Annotated in this window: 16 protein-coding genes and 1 riboswitch; of the genes, 6 read left to right on the top strand and 10 right to left on the bottom strand. The window is 57.6% G+C overall.

Going from position 1 to position 22,376, the window contains the following annotated elements:
- Nucleotides 1-73 precede the first annotated feature (73 nt).
- The 4 genes from ACTJGZ_RS08445 to ACTJGZ_RS08460 form a co-directional block, all read right to left on the bottom strand.
- Complete coding sequence (locus ACTJGZ_RS08445) at nt 74-1,159, bottom strand: acyltransferase family protein (protein ID WP_441662494.1); 1,086 nt, start codon at nt 1,157-1,159, stop codon at nt 74-76.
- Entirely contained in the window at nt 1,143-2,033 is an 891-nt protein-coding gene (locus tag ACTJGZ_RS08450) for a polysaccharide biosynthesis/export family protein (protein WP_441662495.1), read from the bottom strand. Before ACTJGZ_RS08450 ends, ACTJGZ_RS08445 begins: the two co-directional genes overlap by 17 nt.
- Before the next feature lie 63 nt (nt 2,034-2,096).
- On the bottom strand, nt 2,097-3,080 hold the full coding sequence (locus ACTJGZ_RS08455) for an NAD-dependent epimerase/dehydratase family protein (protein ID WP_441662496.1): 984 nt from the start codon (nt 3,078-3,080) through the stop codon (nt 2,097-2,099).
- Nucleotides 3,080-4,786 (bottom strand): FAD-dependent oxidoreductase, encoded by a 1,707-nt coding sequence (locus tag ACTJGZ_RS08460; protein WP_441662497.1) that lies wholly within the window; start codon nt 4,784-4,786, stop codon nt 3,080-3,082. Before ACTJGZ_RS08460 ends, ACTJGZ_RS08455 begins: the two co-directional genes overlap by 1 nt.
- A 294-nt stretch (nt 4,787-5,080) precedes the next feature.
- Here ACTJGZ_RS08460 and ACTJGZ_RS08465 point away from each other — a divergent pair, with 294 nt between their 5' ends.
- Nucleotides 5,081-5,881, top strand: a complete 801-nt coding sequence (locus tag ACTJGZ_RS08465; protein ID WP_441662498.1) for a WecB/TagA/CpsF family glycosyltransferase — start codon at nt 5,081-5,083, stop codon at nt 5,879-5,881.
- A gap of 11 nt (nt 5,882-5,892) precedes the next feature.
- Nucleotides 5,893-7,170 (top strand): hypothetical protein, encoded by a 1,278-nt coding sequence (locus tag ACTJGZ_RS08470; RefSeq protein WP_441662499.1) that lies wholly within the window; start codon nt 5,893-5,895, stop codon nt 7,168-7,170.
- Nucleotides 7,171-7,223: 53 nt separating this feature from the next.
- Here the strand turns inward: ACTJGZ_RS08470 and ACTJGZ_RS08475 are convergent, their stop codons facing one another.
- Nucleotides 7,224-8,666, bottom strand: coding sequence for a sodium:solute symporter family protein (locus ACTJGZ_RS08475; RefSeq protein ID WP_441662500.1), 1,443 nt, complete (start codon nt 8,664-8,666; stop codon nt 7,224-7,226).
- Between the two features lie 136 nt (nt 8,667-8,802).
- Nucleotides 8,803-8,911: riboswitch (TPP riboswitch) on the bottom strand.
- Between the two features lie 252 nt (nt 8,912-9,163).
- Here ACTJGZ_RS08475 and ACTJGZ_RS08480 point away from each other — a divergent pair.
- From ACTJGZ_RS08480 to ACTJGZ_RS08495, 4 genes are all read left to right on the top strand, one after another.
- Nucleotides 9,164-9,697 carry a TRAP transporter small permease gene (locus ACTJGZ_RS08480; RefSeq protein ID WP_441662501.1) on the top strand — a complete coding sequence of 178 codons (534 nt, stop codon included), beginning with the start codon at nt 9,164-9,166 and terminating at the stop codon, nt 9,695-9,697.
- Nucleotides 9,694-10,974, top strand: a complete 1,281-nt coding sequence (locus ACTJGZ_RS08485) for a TRAP transporter large permease subunit (RefSeq protein WP_441662502.1) — start codon at nt 9,694-9,696, stop codon at nt 10,972-10,974. Before ACTJGZ_RS08480 ends, ACTJGZ_RS08485 begins: the two co-directional genes overlap by 4 nt.
- Nucleotides 10,975-11,068: 94 nt before the next feature.
- Entirely contained in the window at nt 11,069-12,082 is a 1,014-nt protein-coding gene (locus ACTJGZ_RS08490; protein ID WP_068373512.1) for a TRAP transporter substrate-binding protein, read from the top strand.
- A gap of 61 nt (nt 12,083-12,143) precedes the next feature.
- Entirely contained in the window at nt 12,144-13,190 is a 1,047-nt protein-coding gene (locus ACTJGZ_RS08495) for a Gfo/Idh/MocA family protein (RefSeq protein ID WP_420177455.1), read from the top strand.
- Nucleotides 13,191-13,332: 142 nt separating this feature from the next.
- Here the strand turns inward: ACTJGZ_RS08495 and ACTJGZ_RS08500 are convergent, their stop codons facing one another.
- The 5 genes from ACTJGZ_RS08500 to ACTJGZ_RS08520 form a co-directional block, all read right to left on the bottom strand.
- Entirely contained in the window at nt 13,333-14,817 is a 1,485-nt protein-coding gene (locus ACTJGZ_RS08500; protein ID WP_441662503.1) for a surface lipoprotein assembly modifier, read from the bottom strand.
- Between the two features lie 130 nt (nt 14,818-14,947).
- Complete coding sequence (locus tag ACTJGZ_RS08505; RefSeq protein ID WP_441662504.1) at nt 14,948-15,766, bottom strand: hypothetical protein; 819 nt, start codon at nt 15,764-15,766, stop codon at nt 14,948-14,950.
- Nucleotides 15,767-15,880: 114 nt separating this feature from the next.
- A complete protein-coding gene (locus ACTJGZ_RS08510; RefSeq protein ID WP_441662505.1) occupies nt 15,881-18,328 on the bottom strand; it encodes a PKD domain-containing protein in 2,448 nt (815 codons plus the stop codon).
- A gap of 181 nt (nt 18,329-18,509) precedes the next feature.
- Nucleotides 18,510-21,326: a TonB-dependent receptor domain-containing protein gene (locus ACTJGZ_RS08515; RefSeq protein WP_441662506.1), complete on the bottom strand. Its 2,817-nt coding sequence runs from the start codon at nt 21,324-21,326 to the stop codon at nt 18,510-18,512.
- A gap of 316 nt (nt 21,327-21,642) precedes the next feature.
- Nucleotides 21,643-22,376, bottom strand: a 734-nt coding sequence (locus ACTJGZ_RS08520; RefSeq protein ID WP_441662507.1) for a FecR family protein, incomplete at its 5' end; no start/stop codon positions are given.

Raw genomic sequence — 22,376 nt, forward strand, 5'->3', positions numbered from 1 at the left:
TTTTAGTGTTCCTCGGCGGTGCAGAGGGAACCGTGGCCAGCGGCAGGCTGGGCAGTCAAAGAGATCGGATGCATCAGGAACCTTGGGCGCGGCGGGCTATCGTGCTGGGATAGAACCAGGACAGTAATGGAATGCGGACGATGATATTGCGCAATAGCAAAGAGCCGAGAATGCCAGCCAGGATGGCAAGCAGCGCGAGCGCCAGATCGTGGACAGGCAGCAGCCGGGTCAGCAATCCGTGGATTTTCATTTCTATTGGCGCATGGAAAATCAGAATGAACAGGCTATTGGTGCCGCAATAGGTCAGGAAGCGGCTGGTCCATGGCCAGTGATTGAGGGTGTGGGCACATGCCAGCATGAGATAAATGCCTGCCGTTGCCGCCATAGCGGCAACGAGGACTGGCGTGAAGACACGTTCATTCAAGTCTACTTGTGAGCCAAATAGCTGTACGGAGATCAGCAACACGCCGATTGCCAGCGCAGGCCACCACCAGTGCGCGACTCGGAATGCCATGACAGCCTGCCGGCAGGCGTTGCCCAGCAGGAAGAACACCAGTGTGACGGGCAGCAGATCCAGGCTGAAGGGCAAGCCGCGCGACATGCGGCCATCCGTGGTTGTGATGACATGCAGATCGGCTGTGACATTGAAAACAGCAGGGGTCACCGCCAGCAGCGCGAGCGCGCAGACCACGCCGCGCCAGGTGCGCCAGGGCGTGTATTTCAGAATCCAGTAGGCCAGGCCGTACAACAGCCAGAGATGGGGCAGAAACCACATGGGCGGGATGTCCAGCGTTTGGCCTGTCCCCCAGAAAATGCCTGCCAGTCTTGGCCCGACGGCTTGCGGGGAGAACAGCAAGGCCAGCGCGAACATGCCGCCCAGCGTAAAGAAGTACGGGCTCAGCAAGGCACGCGATTTACGGCGGAGGAAAGTCCACCAGGGCTGGCTGCTGCTGGCAAATAGCCCGGCCAGAAAGACAAACAGGGGCACCCGGAATTGATGCACCAGATTATCGAGCCATGGCAAATATTGCCGCAGATGGCTATGGCCGAACACCACCAGCAGAATGCTGATGCCGCGCGTAACGTCGATAAAGCGGATACGCGCTGCGGGAGGAACGGGTGTTCCTGCCGCAGCGGCAGGATTAGAAGAAACGTTCATGGACGTGAATCACATCACCGGGGCGGACGGGTGAGTCCAGGTTGGCGCGAAAAGTTTCTTTTTCTTCAGTGTCCGGAATAGCGCGGACAATATCTATCCGGCTTTCGGAGGCGCGTGGCGTCAGGCCGCCTGCCAACGATAAGGCGCGCATGACATCAAGATTTTCTTCCATTGGATAGGCGCCGGAATTGGTGACCTGCCCATAAATGAAAAACCGCGGGGCTGGCGGGACGATGATGATGTCCCCGGCGTGCAGCACCTCGTTTTGCACGGTGTCCAGCTGGGCCGGAGATTGCAGATTGCCGATCTTGCGCTGCAGGCGTTCGGCTGACGATTGATCGGGCCGCTGGCGTAAGAGCAAGGCATGATCCGCCGCGCCTTCGCGGGTGCCACCCGCCTGGGCCATCAGTTCCAGTAGCGTCAGTCCTTGTTCTATGGGATAGCGTCCCGGGCGCACGACTTCGCCCAGCAGGGAAACGACACGGCTGCGTATTGCCAGAACCGTGACGATCACTTGCGGGCGCAGCACGAAACCGCCCTGCTGCAAGCGTTTTTCCACGTCACGGCTAATGGCGGCAGGCGTCATATTGGCAATGTGGAGCGCCCCGATCAGCGGCAGCGTGATATTGCCTTCGGCATCGAGGGTCACTTCCGCTGAAAGATCGGGCTGGCCAAATACCGTGACGCGGATCGTATCGCCGGGGCCGACCTCGCTGACCACTCCGCTGGGGGCGGCGACGGCAGCGGGAGCATCCTGACTGCCCAGCGGCCCGGCATCCGCGCGTTGCTGCGCCTGGGCCGCGGGTATCAGAAGGCCCAGGCAAGTTGCCAGCGTCAGTGACAGCCGGATCAAACGGGTGATGGAGAACTTCATTGCTGACCTCGATAATCCTGCCTGACTTGATGGGGTCAGGGTGTTGTCAATTACGGATGTGTTCTATGCAGTGGCAGGCGCTTGTGGGACGCAGTCTGCAATACCTGCATCGAGCGAACGCCATTGCATCTGCCAGGCGAGCGTGGCCTTGCCCGAGTCCAGCCGTATATCCTGCCGCCATAAGGCAGCCAACGATGGTGATATTGGCGGCGGCAAATGCCGCAAACCGACTTTCCGGCCCAGCTTGCTGGCAATGAACAGAAGCGGCGCCAGCACGCGTGTTTCCAGTGCGTACTGGCGCCGGCTGATGCGCCGTACAGGAACGGCACCGGCAGCCAGCGCCAGGCGCTCAAAATAGATATTCCAGCGCGGCGCGTCGGGCATGGCGAGATTGTAAGCCTGCGATCCGACATTTGCGGGGGCGCGCAAGGCGGCGCAAATCGCGTCCAGGACATCATCGACATGGACCAGGTTGCTATAGCCATCGCCATTCTCGCCCAGGTCACCCAAACGGCCGGCGCGCAGCAGTTGCAATGGGCGTAAAGTCCATTGCGGGCTTTGATAGCCATAGATGCAGCCAGGCCGTAGCAGAATACTGTTGGCGTGTGCGCTCAACAGGGTCTCGGCCAGGGATTTGGCGCTGGCGTAATCGGTTTCACCGGGCGGGATCAGGGGCTGCGCTTCGTTGATATCACCCTGGACATTTCCGTAAACACTCATGGAACTCATATGGATGAGGCGTATCGGCGCGCTGCCGGCAGGCCGGGAGGCGCGCAGCAACGCGCTGGCCAGGGCGCGGGCTGATGCCGCGATGATGGCCGGGGAGCCGGAGATGCCGTTTATTACTGCATCTGCCTGGGCCAGCAGGGCTTCCAGCGCCTGCGGTTCCGTGGCGTCCGCGACCTGAAATGCTACGTCAGCAGGCCAATCGGCAGGCTTGTGGCGGCTGACCCCCACGATGTTCCAGTCTGGGCAGGCTCTCAGCCTGTCAATGAGGTGACGGCCAAGATAGCCGCTGGCGCCCAATACCACGATCTGCAAAGCCATTAGGCTTCTCCTGCGTTCACTGCGGCTTGGGCTTCCTGGCCGGAGGCCAGGGGAAGCGGCGCCAATTCGGCTTGCAAGCGGTCAGCCAGGCGCAAGGCCATGGCGACGATGGTGAGCGTCGGATTGGCCTGGCTGGATGTAGGGAATACGGCGGCACCGGCCAGAAACAGATTGCTGGCCTCATGCAGCCGGCAGTCGGCATCGACCACACTGGTGGCAGGGTCGTGACCCATACGGGCGGTTCCGATATGGTGCCCGCCATAGGCGCCATACCGGGTCATTTCTGTTTCGACCTCGGCGGGGTCATACGTGAAATTTCCTACGCCGGCGGCTTGCAGTTCCTGCGCCAATAGCGCCAATGATGTCTGTACGGTGGCGACATCCTCAGGGGTATAACGCCAGTCGATATGAATACGCGGCATGTCCAGCGCATCAACCGTGCTGCCCAGGGTAATGCGGCTCTCGGGGTTGGGAACCTGTTCGGCGTGGAAATCCAGGCTGTAGCGGTGATTTTTTGGGGTGACGATAATGGATGGGAATTTCCGGTCGGCCAGGGTGCGGCGCCACAGCCAGTTCGACAGGAAAGAGGCGGTGCCGGGAATATCCGTCAGGACATTGCCTAGATGGGCACGCCACTGGGCCATGCTGCGAGGCGTATCGTCATACAGGCGTTTGGCGTATTCATAGGGGATGGCAGGGCGTGCCAGATAGAGCAGCGATAGAATGCCTATGCCATGGCCTGGGTCCGTAATCCGGGGGTGATGCAGGCGGGCAATGAAATTGCCAAGCTGGTATTGGTGTTGTGCCGCAGCAGATAGCGCCAGCCGCTGGCGGCAATAAATCCCTTCGGCCGAGCGTTGATAGCCGTGATAGACCGAGTTGGCGGCCGACACATCCAATGTGCCTATGGTGCCAGCCAGGTGACACATATAGTAGCGGCCGACGACATCCTGGGCATTGCCCAGCCCGCGGCCGCTCGAACCAGGGGTCGCGAGGAGCAGACGGGCGGTTTCCAGGCCGCCGGTCGCCAGGACATAACGGCGGGCCTGGATGGAGAACTCCCCGCCTTTGAGCGTACGCACGATGGCTTTACCGACCGTGCCGTCTGAGTTTTGCCCGGTAAAACGACAGAAGTTGGCCTGTGTGAGCAAGCGCAAAGAAGCTTGGGCAAGACGTTGGCGGTAGCGTTGGCCGAAGTTTGTCGGGCAACTGAAACGTTCCAGCGTATCCGAGGAAAAGACCTGGCTTTCAAAACCGCCGATCATGGGCTTCATTCCATGTTCGAAGGCTTCGTCAGCGGTATAGCGGAAGGCACCGGCTTCACACCAGCGGTTGGCACGTTCGTAGTACGGCAATAGCGTGTCGTATGAAATCGGCCAGCCGCTATGGGGGATATAGTCCCGCGCTTCGAAGTCGATGGGATCCATCGGCATGCAGCGGCCGCCCCAAAGCGTGGTTGAACCGCCCAGCTGCCGTACCCGGTATGCGTCTGGCGGGCTATGCAGCCGCGTGTCGGCGACTGTGCCTGCGTAGAGGGCCTGGGTGGCCGGGTCGCTGGTTTCATTGCCGCTTTCCAGCAGAATGATGTCCAGACCGCTGCGCGCCAGGCTAAGCGCCAGCGTAATGCCTGCCGCGCCGGCGCCGATGATGCATAAGTCGGCTTGCAGGCTGCTGCCATGGCCGACAGTGTTTGCATCAATAATCATGGTCTGATTTCCTTATGAGCGGCAGGCGGAATATTGTTTGGTCTCTGCGACGGGCAGGCCTGTCACTGCATGAGGGACACGGGCGCGCTGCATACCTGGTGGATGGCATGGCATAACAGTCGTTTTGTGTCCGGTTTCCAGGTAGGGTGCTAGTATGCGTAAAGGCGGCGCTTTTTTGAAGCGGGTGGGCTGGCATGATGCGAAAAACACCCTCTGCTTTGCAGTATATGCCGCTTGGGATACAGTGCCGCTATCCCCTGCCAAACAGGCTTGGCTTGCTGCTTTCTTACCATCATGCATCCATCTTCTCCGACCGTTACACCTATTGGCCAGGGTCCATCCGACCTGCCTGTCATCAGCTTATTCGATCTGAATATTGTTGCCGCTGATCTCAATCAGGCGACTCAATTATTGTTAACGGCTGCGCGGCAGCGTAACGGTTCGGCGAGTGTGGTCGTGACGCCGAATGTGGATCACGTTGTTAGGCTGGAGAAACAACCGGAGTTCAAGGCGGCGTATGCAAAGGCAGATTTCATTTTTGCCGATGGCATGCCGCTGGTCTGGTTCAGCCGGCTGATGCAGCGCGCATTGCCGGCACGTGTGACGGGTTCTGATCTGTTTGTGCAGCTTTGCCTGCGCGCCGTTCCTGAGAAATTGAAGGTCGCCTTGATTGGCGGACAGCCGGGACAGGAGCAGCATTTGCAGGACTTGTTCCAGCAATACTATCCCGGGCTGGACTTGCATGTGCGTTGCCCATCCATGAAGTTTGATCCCTTCGGCCCGGAAGGCCTGGCGACCAGGGATTGGGTGCAAGCACTGAACGCAGATATCATTTTTATCTGCCTGGGCATGCCCAAGCAGGAGCGCTGGGCGCTGCATTATGCGCGGGACTTGCCTGGCGGTGTGATTCTGTGTGTCGGGGCCGCCATGGAGTTCGCCGTTGGTTTGCAAAAACGGGCACCTGCTTGGGTACAGCGTATTGGAATGGAGTGGGTATGGCGCCTGCTTTCCAATCCCCGCCATCTGTGGCGCCGCTATTTGGTAGAAGATCCGAAGTTCCTGCTGCTTTGCTGGCGGGCCTGGAAACAGCGTTGAAAGCCTGGCCAGTGAAACCGCGCATTTTTCTCCACTGGCTGTTGGGTGTCATTGCCGCAGGGATGGGGTATCCGGTCGGTGCCGTCGTATTTCCGGAAGCCATAGATTACGTCCTGCAGATGCGCAGCGTGGTGGAGCATCAGAGCAATCCTGCGCGTTTGCCCGATTCAGCAACGGATAAGCATTCATCACCAGTGCTCGTGAATGGTGTGGGGCTGGCGGCGCGTATTCCATTGTTATCGGACGCGACGCGGTTGGAGTTGGCTGGCAGCCTGGCCGATGCGCGTTATCTGAATACCTCGGAATTGAATCATCAGCCTGCGTTGTTTGACGGCACCTTGCATTGGCGAGCGGGGCAGCTATTTGCCGGCAAGGTGAATTATCACTACGAGAAAGGGCTGAATCCGAGCCTGGATAGTACCTGGCCGGAACGCGACCTGATGGCGGACGGCACCTGGAATGCAGAAGCCGGCTTGCGGGTGACGGACGCATTGACGTTGCCGGTACTGGGTGTCTTCCGGCGCCAGGTCAGGTATGACAATGAAGTCAATCGCGAACTGTATAACCGCACGACGGAGGGCTGGCAGGCCGCCGCACGTTATGCCGGAATGGGCTTGAGCCAGATACAGGCCGGCGTGCGCCATTCACGCACGGATTTCCCGCTGCGGAATCTGGCGATGACGGAACGTATAGATAATCGTTATACCGATCGCGAGCTATTTTTGGATGCCGTCTGGGCTATGAGTGTCAAAACGACGCTCGGGGCGAATCTGGGATATGTCCAGCGCCGTTATGACACCCTGCATGATCGGGATCTGAACTTTCACACATTCGCCTTGCAGGCATTGTGGGACTACTCTCCGAAAACACGGGTCGAAATGCGGGTCTGGCGCCAGCCATTTGCCTATGATGATGACCCGGATTTGTTGTATGCGATTCAAACTGGCGCGCGGGCCAGCGTTGTTTGGCGCCCGACAGTCAAAACGGCCTTGAGCCTCAATCTTGAACGAATGCGGCAACAAGACTATGCCGGGGTCGGCGGGGAGGACCGGACACGTCACATCTTGCGTTACGGGCCCCAGTTAAGCTGGCAGCCTGTTGAAAATATGCGCTGGGTGCTCGCTTATTACCGTTCGCGTGAAACCGGATCCGCTGCCTATAACAGCTATGAGCAAAACTATGTCCGGCTGGGCGTGGAGTGGATGTTCGACAATGGCGATCTGGGCCTGACACGCTTATTGCAGCCCAAGGCCTGCAACTACCGTTTTGTCGCGCTCAATATGTGTTGAGCCTGGCCGGGCACCGGCGCAAGAAAGGCAGGAACGCCAGTGCCCCGCCAAACTTACTGATCCAGTCGCTGCACTGCCAAATGCAGCTCTTCCAGCTTGAATGCCGGTTTTTTCGGCAGGATGAATTGCAAGACCCAGACCACGGCGACCGGCACCAGCGCGGCCAGCAGGAAGGATTCCAGCAGGGTGTCCATATTGCCTGTCGGTGACGGGAAGTAGGTCAGGCCGGCGGCCAGGCCGGCCAGCGTGCCCAGGGTGGCGGTGCGGCCGTCGTGGCGGCGGTTGTAGAGGCCGTAGAACACCGGGAAGGCGGCAGCGGCGCAGAGCAGGTCTGCCAGCAGGAACAGGTACAGCACGCTGTAGCCCTGGGCCGAAACAATCATGACAGGAATGGCCAGCAGCATGATGAGCCAGCGCGCCAGGCGCAGCAAGGTGGTGGTGCTGGTGTGCGGCGCCAGGCGTTTGACGTCCACGGCGATGATGCTGGATACCGCGCTGATGACGGTATCCGCGCTGCTCATGACTAGCGCCAGCCCCAGCGGGATGAGGGCAATGGCGAACCATAGCGGCACATCCGGCATGATGATGCTGAAGAGCGCAATCGAGCTGTCGCCTTGGGGGTTGTAGGCGACAAAGGCCAGGCCGAACAGGCCCATGACGAAGATGAACGGCACTACCAGCACGCCGCCAAGCAAAAAGCCGCGCCGCATGGCAGGAATGTCTTTGGCGGAATAAACGCGCTGCCAGTTGCCCTGGTGAAAGATGCCGGTCAGCAGGATGGCAACGAAGAAGGTCAGGCCCGCTTTGAGGCCGGTGGCGTTGGTCAGGTCCAGCAGTTGCGGCGCCTGCTGGCGCAGGATGTCAGCCGTGGCGCTGATGCCGCCCGTGGCTTTCCAGCCCAGCCACAGCATGACCAGCAGCAGCGGCACGATGATGACGATCTGCACCTTGTCGGTGAAGATGGAGGCGCGCAGGCCGCCGTAGGCCGTGTAGAGCAGCGTGAAGCCCATCACGATGGCGGCGGTGACCCACAGCGGAATGGGGGCCAGCAGCGTGACCAGCTTGGCGATGGCAGTGATTTCCGCTGTCAGCGAGATGAACATGTAGAACAGCATGATCAGCAGCGTCAGCACGTACATGGGGCGCCCATAGCGCACGATCAGAAATTCCGTGAGGGTATGGCCGCGCGGGCTGAGTTCGCGCATGCGCTGGCCCAGCGGAATCATGATGAGCCTGGGTGACATCGAGCCCAGGGCGTAGCCGATCACGGCGGCTAGTCCGCCCCAGGTGGCGGCCTGCGGGGGCGAGAACAGAATCCAGGCGCCCAGCGAGGACGCCATCAGCGTCAGGATGGTCGCAAATGAGCCTTGGCTGTTGCGGGCAACGATGAAGTCTTCGAGGTTATCGCGCTGGCGGCGGGCATAAAACACGCCAGCCAGGGCATAAAGCGCCGAAAAACCCAGCAACCAGGCCAGGGTGGCGTTTTCAGTGAGCATGACAGCGCATCTCCTGCGGCGATCTTTCTGGATGGCCGCAAAGTCTGGCTGCGCGCATGAGAGGGAAACAGGCGTGTGCCGGCAAGGCACAGCGACCAGGCGCGCAACCATGGGTTGAAGAAGCGGACAGGCGCGCGCGTGGGCAGACTCCCTTCCCTTCGCCGGCATGATCCGGATCAGGTTCTAAGGGTCACCGCGATACAGCGGAATCTCAGCCCATTGAGTGGGCCCCCCCAGGAACGCTGGCAAGCGTAGAGGGCTGGGGAAGATTTGTCAATGAATGATAGGCATTTTTATGTCGGGTTCCTAGGCCGGATGCCAGGCGCGGGAATTAAGTGCCTGATTCGGAGGAATTATCAACAATTCGTGTTTTTTGAATCCATGCAAAGGGGGCTGATGTGGTTTGCCTGCAAATCTACACTTAGCCTGCCCTTGTCCCGTCCGGCTGGTCTGCATAGGAACCGAGGCAGGCAAGGCATGAGAATGGAGACAAAAAAATGATGCAATGGGTGGAGCGGCTTTGCCGTTTGATAGACATGCTCATCGGAATTGCCTTGGCGGTGATGGTGGTTCTGGTGTTCAGCAATGTGGTGTTGCGGTACGCATTTAATTCAGGCATCGCTATTTCGGAAGAAATGTCGCGCTGGCTGTTTATCTGGATTACGTTCATGGGGGCGGCGGTCGCGGTGCAGCAGCGCACGCATATGGGCACGGACTTGTTCGTGCGCCTGTTGCCGCGCCGTCTGCGCTGCTGTTGCCTGGGGCTGGGGCAGTTGTTGATGATGTATGTCTGCAGCCTTTTGCTGCAAGGCAGCTGGGAACAGATGATCATCAATTGGGATACCAGCAGCGCGGCCATGGAAATTTCCACGGCCTGGTTCTATGGCGCTGGCGCCCTGTTCGCCCTGTTGGCGGGCTTGACGCTGCTGCTGCAGTTCTTGCGTCTGGTAACGGGCAAGGCAACACAAGAAGAACTGGGGTTTGCGGCCGAGCAAGCGGATGAACGCCTGGTGAAGGAGGCCCGCTCATGACCATTCTGGTCTTTGTCGGTGCCCTGATTGGCGCCATGGCGCTGGGCATTCCCATCGCGTTTTCGCTGCTGCTGAGTGGCGTGGCCCTGATGTGGCATCTGGACTTGTTCGATGCGCAGATCCTGGCCCAGAACCTGGTCAATGGCGCGGATAGCTTTCCGTTGCTGGCCGTGCCGTTCTTCATGCTGGCCGGGGAAATCATGAATGCCGGCGGTCTGTCGCGGCGTATTGTGACGCTGGCCATGGCGCTGGTCGGGCATATTCGCGGCGGCCTGGGCTATGTGACCATCATGGCGGGCTGCATCATGGGCGCATTGTCGGGTTCCGCCGTGGCGGACGCGGCTGCCCTGACAGCCTTGATGCTGCCGATGATGGTCGCCGCTGGGCACGATAAAGCGCGTTCGGCTGGCCTGATTGCTTCCGCCGGCATTATTGCCCCTGTCTTGCCGCCTTCCATCGCCCTCGTCATTTTCGGTGTGGCCGGCAATGTGTCCATTGCCCGGCTGTTCATGGCGGGCATTGTGCCCGGGCTGTTGCTGGGCATTACCTTGTGGCTGGCGTGGTGGTGGCTGGTCCGCCGTGAAACTGTGGAAATCGGGGCGCGCCGCTCGCGTGCAGAGGTCCGCGAAGCACTGCGCGAATCCGCCTGGGCGCTGGGCCTGCCGGTATTGGTTGTGGTGGGCTTGCGCTTTGGCGTCTTTACGCCCACGGAGGCCGCCGTGGCGGCGGCAGTCTATGCCCTGCTGGTTTCCATGCTGGTGTACCGCGAACTGTCCTGGCGCGCGCTTTGCCATGTGTTTGTCGGGGCGGCCCGCACCAGTTCCATCATTATGTTCCTGGTGGCGGCTGCCATGGTGTCCGCCTGGCTAATCACGATTGCCCAGTTGCCGGCGCAAATCGTCACGCTGCTGCAGCCAGTGCTGGATCACCCCAAACTGCTGATGCTGGCCATCATGCTGCTGGTACTGGTGATAGGCACGGCGCTGGATCAGACGCCCTGCATTCTGTTGCTGACGCCTGTGCTGATGCCGGTCATCAAAGCCGCGGGGATTGATCCGGTGTATTTCGGCGTGATGTTTGTGCTGAATACATCCATCAGCCTGATTACCCCGCCTGTGGGAACGGTGCTGAACACCGTGGCAGGGGTAGGCAAAGTCGGCATAGACAGTGTCATCCGCGGAATCGGGCCGTTCCTGCTTGCCATGATTGCGCTGCTGATGCTGCTGGTGGCTTTCCCAGGAATCATCACAGTACCCGGAGCCTGGCTGTACGGCTGAGTCCGGCAGGCTTTTACGACGCCGGCCACCCAAACCTGGGTGACCGGCAGCAGGCCCGCCCAGCCGGGCCAATAAAAAAAACGAGGAGAACTTCATGTTTGCAAAGCAATTCATCAAAGCCGCCCTGCTGGCCGCAGGACTGGCCGCATCCAGTGCGGCGCTGGCGCAGGATATACAGGCGCGTACGCTCAAGCTGGCGACGGCCAGCCCGGAGGGGCATGCCGGCGTCGTTGGCGCGCACCGGTTTGCGGATCTGGTGGCGGAGAAATCCGGCGGCAAGATGAAAGTGAATCTGTTTCCAGGCGGCGTCCTGGGGGGCGATGCGCAAACCATCTCTGCCACGCAAGGCGGTACTATCGACTTCGTTCTGGTCAATACCGGGATTTTTTCCAATCAGGTGAAGGAAGCTGGAATTTTTGATTTCCCGTTCCTGTTTGCCAGCGCGGAAGAAGCCGACAAGGTGGTGGACGGCCCGGTTGGGCAAGCCATCCACAAGAAGTTCGAAGACAAGGGCATGGTGGGCCTGGCTTACTGGGAACTGGGTTTCCGGAACATTACCAACAACCGGCGCCCGATTCAGACGGTTGAGGATATCGACGGCCTGAAACTGCGCGTGATTCCCAGCACCATCAACCTGGATTGGGTGCGCGCGGTGGGCGGCAACCCGACGCCGCTTGCCTGGCCCGAGGTATATGCAGCGCTGGAACAGCGTGCCATCGACGGCCAGGAAAATCCGGTCACCATCATTTCGGCCAACCGTCTGGATGAAGTGCAGAAACACATGGTAATGACACGGCACGTCTATAACCCGCAATCCCTGGTGATGAGCAAGCGCACCTGGGACAAACTGTCGGAGGCGGAACAGACGATTGTGAGTGACGCGGCCAAGGAAACGGCCGTGTTTCAGCGCCAGTACCAGCGTGAAAGCGAAGGGGCTGCGCTGGAGAAGTTGAAACAGGGCGGGATGCAGGTAACGGAGCTGTCGGATGAACAGCAACAGCACTTGCGTGAGCTGATGAAGCCGGTGATTGCCAAGCACGCCGCCATCGTTGGCCAGGAAACCGTTGATGCAGTACAGGCGGAGCTCGCCGGCCTGCGTGGCGAGTAAAGAAGATGCCCGGCCGGCAAGGCGCCGGCCGGGATATGGTTAGCAACAGGAGCAGTCAGTGATGAGCAAGACCCGCATAGCGGTGGCCGGCGCCGGATATATCGGCCAGGCGCATATGGACAGTATTCGTCGTAATGAAACCTGCGAATTGGCAGCGATTGTGGATCCGTCGCCTGCGGCGCAGGAAGTGGCGCGCCAGGCCGGCGTGCCCTGCTACCCTTCCCTGGCCGCCATGCTGGCGGTTGAGCGTCCTGATGGCGTCATCCTGGCCACCCCCAACCAGTTGCACCTGGCGCATGCCAATGAGTGCCTGGACGCGGGCCTGCCCATTTTGCTGGAAAAGCCGGTGACAGCCACGGTGGAAGAAGGCGAAGCCCTGATGCAGCGCGTGGAAGCCGAAGGCGCCAAGGTGCTGGTTGGCCACCACCGCACGCACAGCCCCATCATGGCGCAGGCGCGTGAAATCGTGCAATCCGGGCGCCTGGGGCGCCTGGTTTCCGTCATGGGCAGCGCGCAATTCTTCAAGCCGGACGAATATTACGCCAGCGCGCCCTGGCGCAAGGAACCGGGCGCGGGCCCGGTGCTGCTGAACATGATTCACGAAGTGCACAACCTGCGCATGCTGTGCGGCGAAATCATTGCCGTGCAGGCCTTCGCATCGAACGCGGTGCGCGGCTTCGCGGTGGAAGACACGGCAGCCATCAACCTGCGTTTTGCCAATGGCGTGCTGGGTGTGTTCATGCTGTCCGACACGGCCGCCAGCGCTAGCAGCTGGGAACAGACCAGCCAGGAAAACCCGGCCTACTCCACCTATGGCGACGAAGACTGCTACACCCTGGCGGGCACCATGGGTTCGTTGGCCGTCCCCACCATGCGCATGAAAACCTACGCGCGCGAGGCTGACCGTTCGTGGTGGAAGCCGTTTGAAGTTGGCGGCGAAGACGTGCGCCGTGGCGACCCCATCGACTTCCAGCTGGCCCACTTTGCTGCCGTGGTGCGCGGCGAAGCCGAACCGCTGGTCACGGTGCGCGACGGCGTGCAGAACCTGCGCGTGACCGAAGCGATAGTCCAGGCAGCGGCGACGGGGAAGGTGGTGAAGCTGGGTTGAACCACCTGCCTGGAAGCCTATTCTGCATGCTTACGGCCTGTTGATAAGTATGGGTATAAGTATGTTGAAAGGTTGTGGATGACAGGGTCTGTCTATGAGTTTTCTGCCGCACAGCGAGAGCATGCGGCAGAAAAATCCAGTCTTAGAATGTCTTCTTCAAGCCCAGTGTGATGCGGTTCTTTTCGTATGAATAGGCATGCGGAATGTTGCTGTGGTTGTTACGGTATTCATAGCTGAGTGAGGGCGTCAGCCCCTGCCAGGCCAGGCGCGGCACGGTGATATCCAGATAAATGCTGTTCTCGTGATCTTTCTGACGGCGGCCATTGAAGACAAAATTTCTCGCGTCGGCATGTTTACGTCTATGCCCATAGGCAACATTGATTGCTAGCTGCTCGCCGAACGCTTTATAGACACCGATGCGAGCGATATTTTCGTGATAAGCCAGGATTTTCGATTGCGCGTCACTGTCTCGCCATATCAGCATGCCATATAGTTGCATGCTTGGCTGCAGCAAATATGAACCAAACAGCGATGCGCTACGGTAATTCCCCTGCAGATAGTAGAAACGATCAGAAAAATGTCTATTCTTGTATTCTAAGCTCGCTTCTACTTGCGCTCGAGGTGTCAGCTGATGGCGGAAACTTGTCCTTAGACCGAATGCGTGATAAGCACGATGCCCGCCTTCGTTGTCATATTCAAAAGACGGTAAAAATTGAAATTGATTTCGTGCGGAACTAAATTGGTAGCCTAAGGTATTAATGGATACCAAGTTGTCATATGTGCTTTCCCGGTGATATTGATTTCCGTAATTGATGCTGCGGAACAGCAGGCCATGATTTCCGGAAAAAGACCATAGTTTATTAGCGCTGATTTCGAAGTTCAGACCAGAATCACTGATTTTTTCTCCCCGCCGATTTGTCAGGCATGCCCCGTTGTACACAAAAGCACAAGTATCTATGAAGGTAGATGCTTGATTCAGATTATCTTCATGGACCCAGGCAGCAGCGAGTGACCATTGCCATTGTTGGCGTTTATTGATGGCAGTCTGGTATTCATAGATATAACGCTGTATATCCTCGGGCAGGCCCTGATCTTGCAATAAGCCGAAAGATCTTTGTGCATCTTTGAGACGATTATCTGCATATTGCATACGCCCCAGGTCTAACAGGCCGCGGGTAAACAGGGGGTTAGTATGCAATACACTTTGGTAGCCAGCAATGGCTTGGCTGTAATGGTGCTCAGCAGCCAGCCGGCTAGCCGTGACGAAGTCAAGCAGCGCTGGGTCGTGATGCGGGACTTGAGAATATTGGCGGATTAAACGATCTGCACCAAACCAGTCACCTTGATTGACTGCCTCGAGAATACGGAAAAGCAGGTTTTGAAGCCGGTCCCGAGGGGTCTTGGTCAATGCGGACAGCGCTGCCTGATAAGCTTCACTTTCCTGATGGGTATTATCGGCAGGCGTGATTTGTTGTTGTACTTGTTGAATGCGTTGTTCAGTGTTTTGCCAAAGTCGGTCGCTGGTGTCTTGTTGAGCCCACGCGGTCGCTATGAAACTGCATCCTGCCAACAGCATGGTTAAGTAGCCATATAACCGGCGGATGGAAGAAGAAAACGAAAAACGCATGGCTAGTTCCAATTCGGTTCGTCACAGCAAGAACGGAACCTGCTCTCCTAGAGTGCAGGTTCCGCACAGGTAAGACGAATTTCACCTGTAATACCTGAGTTAGCTGGCTGTGGGGCCAGCTAACACTGGCTTATTTCTTGATGCCGCCGATGGCTGCCTGGAAGTCATTGCCACCGTTCACGGTGCCAGCCAGTGAGCTGTCGTTGCCGGAACCGTAGAAATGACCATCAACGCTATTGGTATAGTCCACACCGTTGTAGGTAGCATCACCGTTGAATGTACCAGGGCCGCTTTGTACGTTGGTAGCACCGCCAGCATTGATGGCCAGCGTGTGGTTGGCAGACGTATCTGCCAGGGAGCCAGTCAACACCTTGACAGCTGCATCCAAGTTAAGCGTGCCAGAGAGGGTAATCGGGCTGCTGCCATCGGTGCCGCTAGGAACCAGCAAGCCGGCTGCGTCATACGTCGTGGCACCGGTGGGCATGGCGAAGCCATTGCGGTCACCCACATAGAAGGCTTGGGTGTGGTTGTTTGACTTCTGCGTTACCGCACCGAAGAACACCTTCAGAGCTGTTGCTGCGCTAGCGTTGGCCGTTGGCACTTGCAACCAATTGAAGTTGTAGTTCTCCGTTTGAGGATCCGGATTGTTAGGATCCACGGGAGCGTGGGCGTAGTCTACCAACTGGTAGCGTGCGAAGCCATTGACCTGACCGGCACTGATACCCGGATAGGGCAGCGAGATACTTTGCAGGCTGATGATCCAATTTTCTTGACCACCCAGTCCGATACCCGGCGCGCCTTCAGGTCCATGGAAGCCTGTGGAAGTGGCAGGCCCAACACGGAGGAAAGTGTCATTGTCGGTGACACCGCCGACGCTGTCATACGCATTGGCGGCGCCCATGGCGGCCAGCAGTGCAATAGCAACAGAAATTTTCTTCATATCAATCATTACGATCTCCTGAATTTAGTGTGATTCCACACTAGTTGCTGGTGCGCAGGTTTGAATGGGTCAAACGCTGCGCGGGATATCATGCTGGGTAGCATGAATGTTTGAAATGGCTCTTTAAAACTTGAGATCTACTTGGAAGCTGAAATCCTTACGTTCCTCTGTATCGAAAGACCAACTGAATCCGTAGCTATTCAAGAGTTGTATGAATGCTTTGTTAGATTCAGCGTTGTTTGCGTATTTTGATGCATCCCATTCGGACTCGCCGGGAATTAGGGGGCGTATTAAACTGAATGAGACTTCCTCTCCTTTACGGATTATCTGTCCATTTTCCAGGCCGACCAGAATCCCGTCATAACCGTCCTTGCCAGTCGTCTTTAGATTGGAAATGGTGTAATCCTGATCGAAAGCTTTTAATGAGAACGTCCCAAGCGTAATGTTTTGCTTGAATGGTCCAGAGGTATTGAGGGAGGATGAATAGTAGGGGAAGAAACTTTGGTTTGTAGCGTGCTTCAATAGCAACGAGGGATAGTTTTCCACATTGACAATGGAGAAATCGAAAGTTCCAGGGGTGCTGTCAATTCCGTCGCTAATAATTAGCTGGAACGAATAGTCGCCAGGTTTCTTGCTAAGCCCTTTGTTCAGCGCCACATATTTGCTGCCTGCAGCGGTAGTATCGCTGAGTCCCTGTCCGCTGACTGTGCCGTATGCGTCAGTATTTTTCGGGTGCTTGGTCTGAGTTAAATAATAGTACAAAGGTGAATCATTATCTGGATCGCTCATTTGAATGGCGAGATTTAGGTTTTGCGTTCCGCATTCCACGCAGATCGCTTGGCCTGGTGCTCCAAATACGGAAACAAGGTTTTTTGGTGATAATGAGTTAGTCAGCAATCTTCCGGCTGGCGGATTGTTTTTGCTTTTGGCGAAAATGCTGACGTAGGCTGCAGCTCTGACAGGATTGTTTAGCTTGCCATCGTTTACATCCAGTTTTGCCAGATAAAGTCCCGGCATGTCTGGCGTAAGACTGGCTGTTTCGCTAGTGGCTGAGCTCAGCGTTGCGTTGCTGTTGTCAGGGCGATCAATCAGGGACCACTTATATGACAGTTTGTCGCCATTGGCATCGGAGCTGCCTGAGCCGTCCAAATAGGCTGTATGGCCTACACCGACTCTTGCAATTTCTGTACTTGCCTTGGCTTCGGGAGCTGTATTAGCCCCTTTTTTGATGTGAAGTACCTGATAGGCTTCATTGCTCTTTAGCCCGCCAGCGTCAGTAATAACTAAACTGATACCGAATTTTCCTTGTGTCGTCGTCGGAACTTGCAGGCTGGTTGTTGTGGATGTGGTTTTATTTTCGGGGGATGCTAGATTCCACCATTGCCATTTATAGTTCAGGCCGGAGGGCTGCTCTGCATCACCGGAACCATAACTGTAAATATTGCAGATTTGGTAATAAGGGTATGGCCCTTCAAATTCACATTCGAGGTCGTCGCCATAATTGATTGCTGCTATGGGAGCGGTGTTTTCCTTAGTGGCATCGGCAACGACATCCAGGCGGATCTGCTGGATGCTCTCTACGCTGCCATCGTAGACAACAAAGTCAATGTGATACGTTCCTGCTGCGTCGGGAATGAATTCTGCTTTTGATTCATTGGCCTTCGAAATGCTGGATTTTGAAATATAGGGTTTGTTGTTTATGCCTTGTGACGGGCTAAATCGCCAGCGATAATGCAAGGTATCGGTGGGGTCAGGATCGTAACTATTGCTACCATCCAAAGTAACGGGTTGGCCAACTGTACCGCCGAGTTTTAGGATTTTATTGTTGTAATATTCTGGATCGCCTGGTGTTTTCACAACAGGGACCGGACTGCTATTGGAAACATTCGCCTGTATTTTAATTTCTTCGGCAATTGATGTGCGATCCCCATGGGTGACAATCAATTGAACGGTATATTCGCCAACCTTATTAGCTACGAAATAGGAACTCGACTGGTCGGCATTTTTTAGCTCAATGAATTCATTGCCATCAGGTTGTGATATCAGTTTCCATTCGTACTTGAGCAAGCTGGCATCGGCGTCTGTAGGGGGCAGACTGGCGCTGCCATCCAGCGTCACAGTGCTGTTGAGCAATACGGCCTGGTTAGCCGTTTTGATGATAGCGATGGGGTCCAGGCTGGTGGCCGTAACCGTGACACTAGTTTTCTCGCTGCTTGCGGTGCCGTCATTGACCACCAGCGTGGCGGTATATGCGCCAGCTTTATCGAGGGTGAACTTGGTACTGGCAGCGCTTGCACTGCTCAACGCGGCGATACTGGACTCAGGTTTTACTGCTAGCTCCCAGGCATAGCTTAGGTTGCCGCCGTTGGGGGTGTTGCTGTTGCTTCCATCGAGCGTGATGATGTTGCCGATAGGGGCGCGGGTCTGATCAGCCTTGATGACACCCTTGGGTTTGTTGTGGGTGTTGCCGCCGTTGTCATTGTTATCGCTGCCGCCTCCGCAGGCGGCCAGCAGCGTGGTAGCGCCGGCTAGGCTGGTCAGCAACAGCCTACGAAAGAAAATCGGATTCATGGGTTTTGCTCTCCCGGATATGGTTGTTATGCCTGGGTGATGCCAGTATTGGCATATGGCGAAAGGTCTGTTGGCTGCCAGGTCATATATAAAAATATAAATGAAAATGAAATTGAGAAATATTTATATCTTCATCGGTTATGAAAATAAGGATGCCTGCATCCGCCCGGCAATGCCCTATTTAAAATTGCAGAGTGACTCCTAGCTTGGCGGTACGCCCTGGGGCGGGGACCAGCCCCAAGCCTAGCGCGTCCAGATAGAATCGGTCTGTGATGTTGTCGATGTTGAAATCCAGCTTGACGGTGTCATTCACTTGATAGCTGGCGAAGACATCGAACACTTTGTATTTGTGCCAAGGCACGATTTTCAGGAACTGTCGGGCAGTATCGTCGTTGTATTGCGGTGCATTGCTACGCTGGCCCATAAAGGTGCCACGCGCGCCCAGCGTCAACTTTCGGTTCAATAAACGGGTGCCCAGGATCAGGCTGCCATGCCATTTTGGTGGCACCATGTTGTTGATATAGCTGCCAGCGATACCGTAATCGTTGCATTCGTTGACACGGTAGCTGCCGGCGTAGCAGATTTCGATACGGTTGTACTTGGTCACGCCGAATTCTGTGAAGAATTGGCCAGCGTCATAGGCACCGGATAGTTCCATGCCGTGAAATCGGGCACTGTCAATGTTCCGCATGATCAGTGTTTCCACGGGCCGATCCTCACCGCCTATTCCCCAGTCTCCAGTATTTGGCGTGGTGCGGGTCAGATAATCCTTGGTGTGATTGCGGAAATATGCCGCTTTGATACGGAACTGATCTTGACTGCCGAAGAGACCGGATTGCAGGAAATTCAGGCCTAATTCCCTGTTACGAGCATGTTCGGGTTTCAGGGGAACATCGGGCACGCTTTCAAAAGAGAAACCTGATGTGCTTTCAAAGAGACTGGGCATGCGCAGGGCTTCCGCGTAACGGCCATAGAATTGCAGGCCATCCAGAGGTTCCCAGGTTAGGCTGACGACAGGAGCGCTGCCGCTGGAACGGTTTTTATTTTCCAGAGGATCGCATACGCCGTCGCCATCGGCGTCCACGCAATATGGGTTATCAGGACTGTAGATCGTGATGGGCTTGTCGTCTTGAGACCGGAAGCGGCTGTAGCGCAGGCCAGCATCTAGTGTCAGGCTGGATACTGGCTTGTATTGCCAAGCGATGAATGCGCTGTATTCCGTCCGGTCGCCATTGCGGCCTGCCTTGTTGACCAGATCTTCGGTCAGGGGAATGGTATAAACATCCTCCCACTGGCCTGCCAAACCGTAGCGGAATTCACTAGTGCCTAGGCGGCCAAGATCCAACTTGGTGGTGTTGCTGAGATCCAGGCCAGTGCGTTTATAGGTTTCTCGTTCGTTGTTATACACACCGACTTGAGTGTTGCTGGGACTGTTATTGGTGGCTTTGGTACGTGTGTGCCACAGGTTGGCACGCAGGTCGATCCAGGCGTTGTTGGTTGGTGTCCAGCGGTAGCGGGAGGTGTAAGTATTGGCTGTAACTTCACTGTTGCGTGGCTGGGAAATCGGTATGATATTTTCCAAGCGGAAGACGGATCCCGGCATCAGTTCGGCATAAGTACTGCTATAGCGTAGCCAGCTCAGTTCCAAATCCTGATCGGCTGGCAGGTAGAGTTTCGCTTTTAGCAGCCCAGATTTTGCTTCGTAGTTCGTGCCGGGGATACGTTCACCTGCCTGGAATCGGGAAGCACCTTGAATCGCTGGGTAGACCTCGGTGTAGAAGGGTTTTTTCTTGGTATGCGAAAGATCCATCCAGGCGGACGGGCCATGCGTGCCGGCATAGTAGTTGCCCTGGTGGCGCTGGGAATAGGCGGCCACCAGATCGACATGCTCCAGGCGCTGCGCAATGGCGAGGCTGCCGGACCAGCTTTTGGGTTTGAATGTGCCGGGGCGGTCCATGCCTTCGGCATAGCCCCAGTCCTCAGGCACGGTGTAGCCATCGCAGATATCATCAGTCACGCAATCCTGGCGATAGACTGGCGAACCGCCTTTAAAATTCCCCGTAAACAGCCCCGCGGGCGTGCCTGGTTCGATGGGTGAGCCGCTGTTGTTGCCTATCGCCTGCCCGCGTACCCGTAGGCCGAAGGTTTCGCCGTCCTTGACGATGTCGTCGGCGTCCAGGGTGCGCATGGTGACCAGGCCGCCGGTGGCGCCTGTGCCTTGGGCGCTCATGACAGGGCCTTTTTCGATGGTGATGCCGCCGATCAGGTCTGGGTCAACGTAGCTGCGTGAAATGACGCCGGAGTAGCCGCGGTTGACGGTGGTTTCCTGGCGCGCGCCATCGACGAGGATGGGCACCCGCCCCTGCCCTTGCATGCCGCGGATGTTGATATCCAGGCCGCCGGAGTTGCGGTTTTCGCCGACCAGCACGCCGGGTACGCCCTGGAAGATGTCGCCGACCGAGGTGCCGCGAAAGCGTTCGATGTCGTCGCGGGAGAGGACGCTGGCGGACAAGGCGCTCTGGTAAGGCATGTCTTTGGCGTCTTGCGCTTGGCCGATGACTTCCACGCTGCTGAGTTCCGCAACGCCACGGCCAGTGTTGTCTGGGCGGGCGCGCAGGCGCCATCCGCCTTCCGGGGTGGCGATGGCTTCCAGCCGGGTGCCGGCCAGCAGCAGTGTGAGGGCTTCAGCCGGGCGGTAGCTGCCGCGCACGCCGCGGCTTTCTTCCCCTGCGGTTAAGGCGGGATCTACCGTCACCAGGCTGCCGGAGGTGCGGCCGAAGAGAATAAGCGCCTGGCTCAACGGGCCGGCGGGAATGGCATAGTCGATTCGGGTGGCGTCTGCCGGTAGCGTGGCGGTTGCTGTGCTGGCATGGACACTGGCAGTCGGCCAGAGCGGCGTGCTCAATATGCCCAGCAGGGCGCAGCACAATAAGGACCGCGTCGCGGGCAGGCGGGCTGCCAGAGGCGCGGGAGCACAACGGAGACGGCGTACAGGCATGAACAAGTTCTCAAGCAATGGGGCAGCGCGATTTCCAGGTCAGAAATTTGCCGCTTTCCTAAGACATAACGCTTGAGAATGGAACTGGTTCGCTGTTGTTACAAATTCGCATTCCTGTCAGCCGTTATTGCTTGGCTGTCAGTGCTGGCCTTGATCCGCTATCCGTTGCCGGTTGCTTGCCAGACCGAGCCGGGCTTGGGTGTGTGCCCGTGTAAGGATGGCCGCAGGCGCAGCCATCCGGCAGACGGCTGGCAGGGGTTGTGCGGGGCCCAGGGATGGTCTGCGGGCCTGCCGGATGGCCGAACCCGGCGCGGTTTCAGTCGCGCGGTGCGACGCTGACCCAGTAACGGCTTTTGCGCTGGATGCGCACTGGCAGAAAGCGCGGCAGGCTGGCCAGGATGCGTTCTGTATCCTGCAGGGGAAAGGTGCCGGTCAGCCGCAATGCGGCGACCTCGGGATGACATCGCAGCCAGCCGGTGCGGTAGCGGCCCAGTTCTTGCAGAAAGGCGTCCAGCCGCATGTCTTCCGCAGCAAGAATGCCATCGACCCAGGCGGCGGCAGTGGCAGGCAGGGTTGCCGGCGGCGCCGTGCCCTGGCGGTCGAAGCTGCTGCCCTGCCCGGCATCCAGGCGCAGCGGGGCGTTGGGGTGGTTGGCCGGGTACAGGTTGACGGCGCCAGCCAGAACTTGAACCGTCGTGCGCGCGTCTGTGCCGTCCTGGCGCACCGTAAAACGGGTGCCGATGGGGGTGATGCGGCCTTGCGCCGTGAAGACGGTAAAAGGCCGTTGTTGCGGATCCTGGGCTGTGGCGATATGGATTTCACCCTGGTGCAGAATCAGGGCGCGCAAGGTGTCGTCATAGCGAATGTCCAGCGCCGTATCCGTGTTGAGCCGCAATTGGGTGCCATCTGGCAGGGTCAGGTGCCGCTGCATGCCTGTGCTGGTGCTCAGGTCTGCCTGCATGACATGCCATTGGGTTTCCAGCGGTTTGCGCTGCCAGGCGGCAAGCAGCAACAGACAGGACAGCCCGATGCCGCCTTTTTTCAAGGCCT

This window comes from Kerstersia sp. (assembly GCF_052103615.1).
Classification (GTDB): domain Bacteria; phylum Pseudomonadota; class Gammaproteobacteria; order Burkholderiales; family Burkholderiaceae_B; genus Kerstersia.

Excerpts from the sequence above, each read along its gene's own strand:
- ACTJGZ_RS08510 (WP_441662505.1), bottom strand. The coding sequence starts at position 18,328 with ATGAATCCGATTTTCTTTCGTAGGCTGTTGCTGACCAGCCTAGCCGGC.
- ACTJGZ_RS08455 (WP_441662496.1), bottom strand. The coding sequence starts at position 3,080 with ATGGCTTTGCAGATCGTGGTATTGGGCGCCAGCGGCTATCTTGGCCGT.
- ACTJGZ_RS08505 (WP_441662504.1), bottom strand. The coding sequence starts at position 15,766 with ATGATTGATATGAAGAAAATTTCTGTTGCTATTGCACTGCTGGCCGCC.
- ACTJGZ_RS08500 (WP_441662503.1), bottom strand. The coding sequence starts at position 14,817 with ATGCGTTTTTCGTTTTCTTCTTCCATCCGCCGGTTATATGGCTACTTA.
- ACTJGZ_RS08495 (WP_420177455.1), top strand. The coding sequence starts at position 12,144 with ATGAGCAAGACCCGCATAGCGGTGGCCGGCGCCGGATATATCGGCCAG.
- ACTJGZ_RS08475 (WP_441662500.1), bottom strand. The coding sequence starts at position 8,666 with ATGCTCACTGAAAACGCCACCCTGGCCTGGTTGCTGGGTTTTTCGGCG.
- ACTJGZ_RS08480 (WP_441662501.1), top strand. The coding sequence starts at position 9,164 with ATGATGCAATGGGTGGAGCGGCTTTGCCGTTTGATAGACATGCTCATC.
- ACTJGZ_RS08485 (WP_441662502.1), top strand. The coding sequence starts at position 9,694 with ATGACCATTCTGGTCTTTGTCGGTGCCCTGATTGGCGCCATGGCGCTG.
- ACTJGZ_RS08515 (WP_441662506.1), bottom strand. The coding sequence starts at position 21,326 with ATGCCTGTACGCCGTCTCCGTTGTGCTCCCGCGCCTCTGGCAGCCCGC.
- ACTJGZ_RS08445 (WP_441662494.1), bottom strand. The coding sequence starts at position 1,159 with ATGAACGTTTCTTCTAATCCTGCCGCTGCGGCAGGAACACCCGTTCCT.
- ACTJGZ_RS08490 (WP_068373512.1), top strand. The coding sequence starts at position 11,069 with ATGTTTGCAAAGCAATTCATCAAAGCCGCCCTGCTGGCCGCAGGACTG.
- ACTJGZ_RS08465 (WP_441662498.1), top strand. The coding sequence starts at position 5,081 with ATGCATCCATCTTCTCCGACCGTTACACCTATTGGCCAGGGTCCATCC.
- ACTJGZ_RS08450 (WP_441662495.1), bottom strand. The coding sequence starts at position 2,033 with ATGAAGTTCTCCATCACCCGTTTGATCCGGCTGTCACTGACGCTGGCA.
- ACTJGZ_RS08460 (WP_441662497.1), bottom strand. The coding sequence starts at position 4,786 with ATGATTATTGATGCAAACACTGTCGGCCATGGCAGCAGCCTGCAAGCC.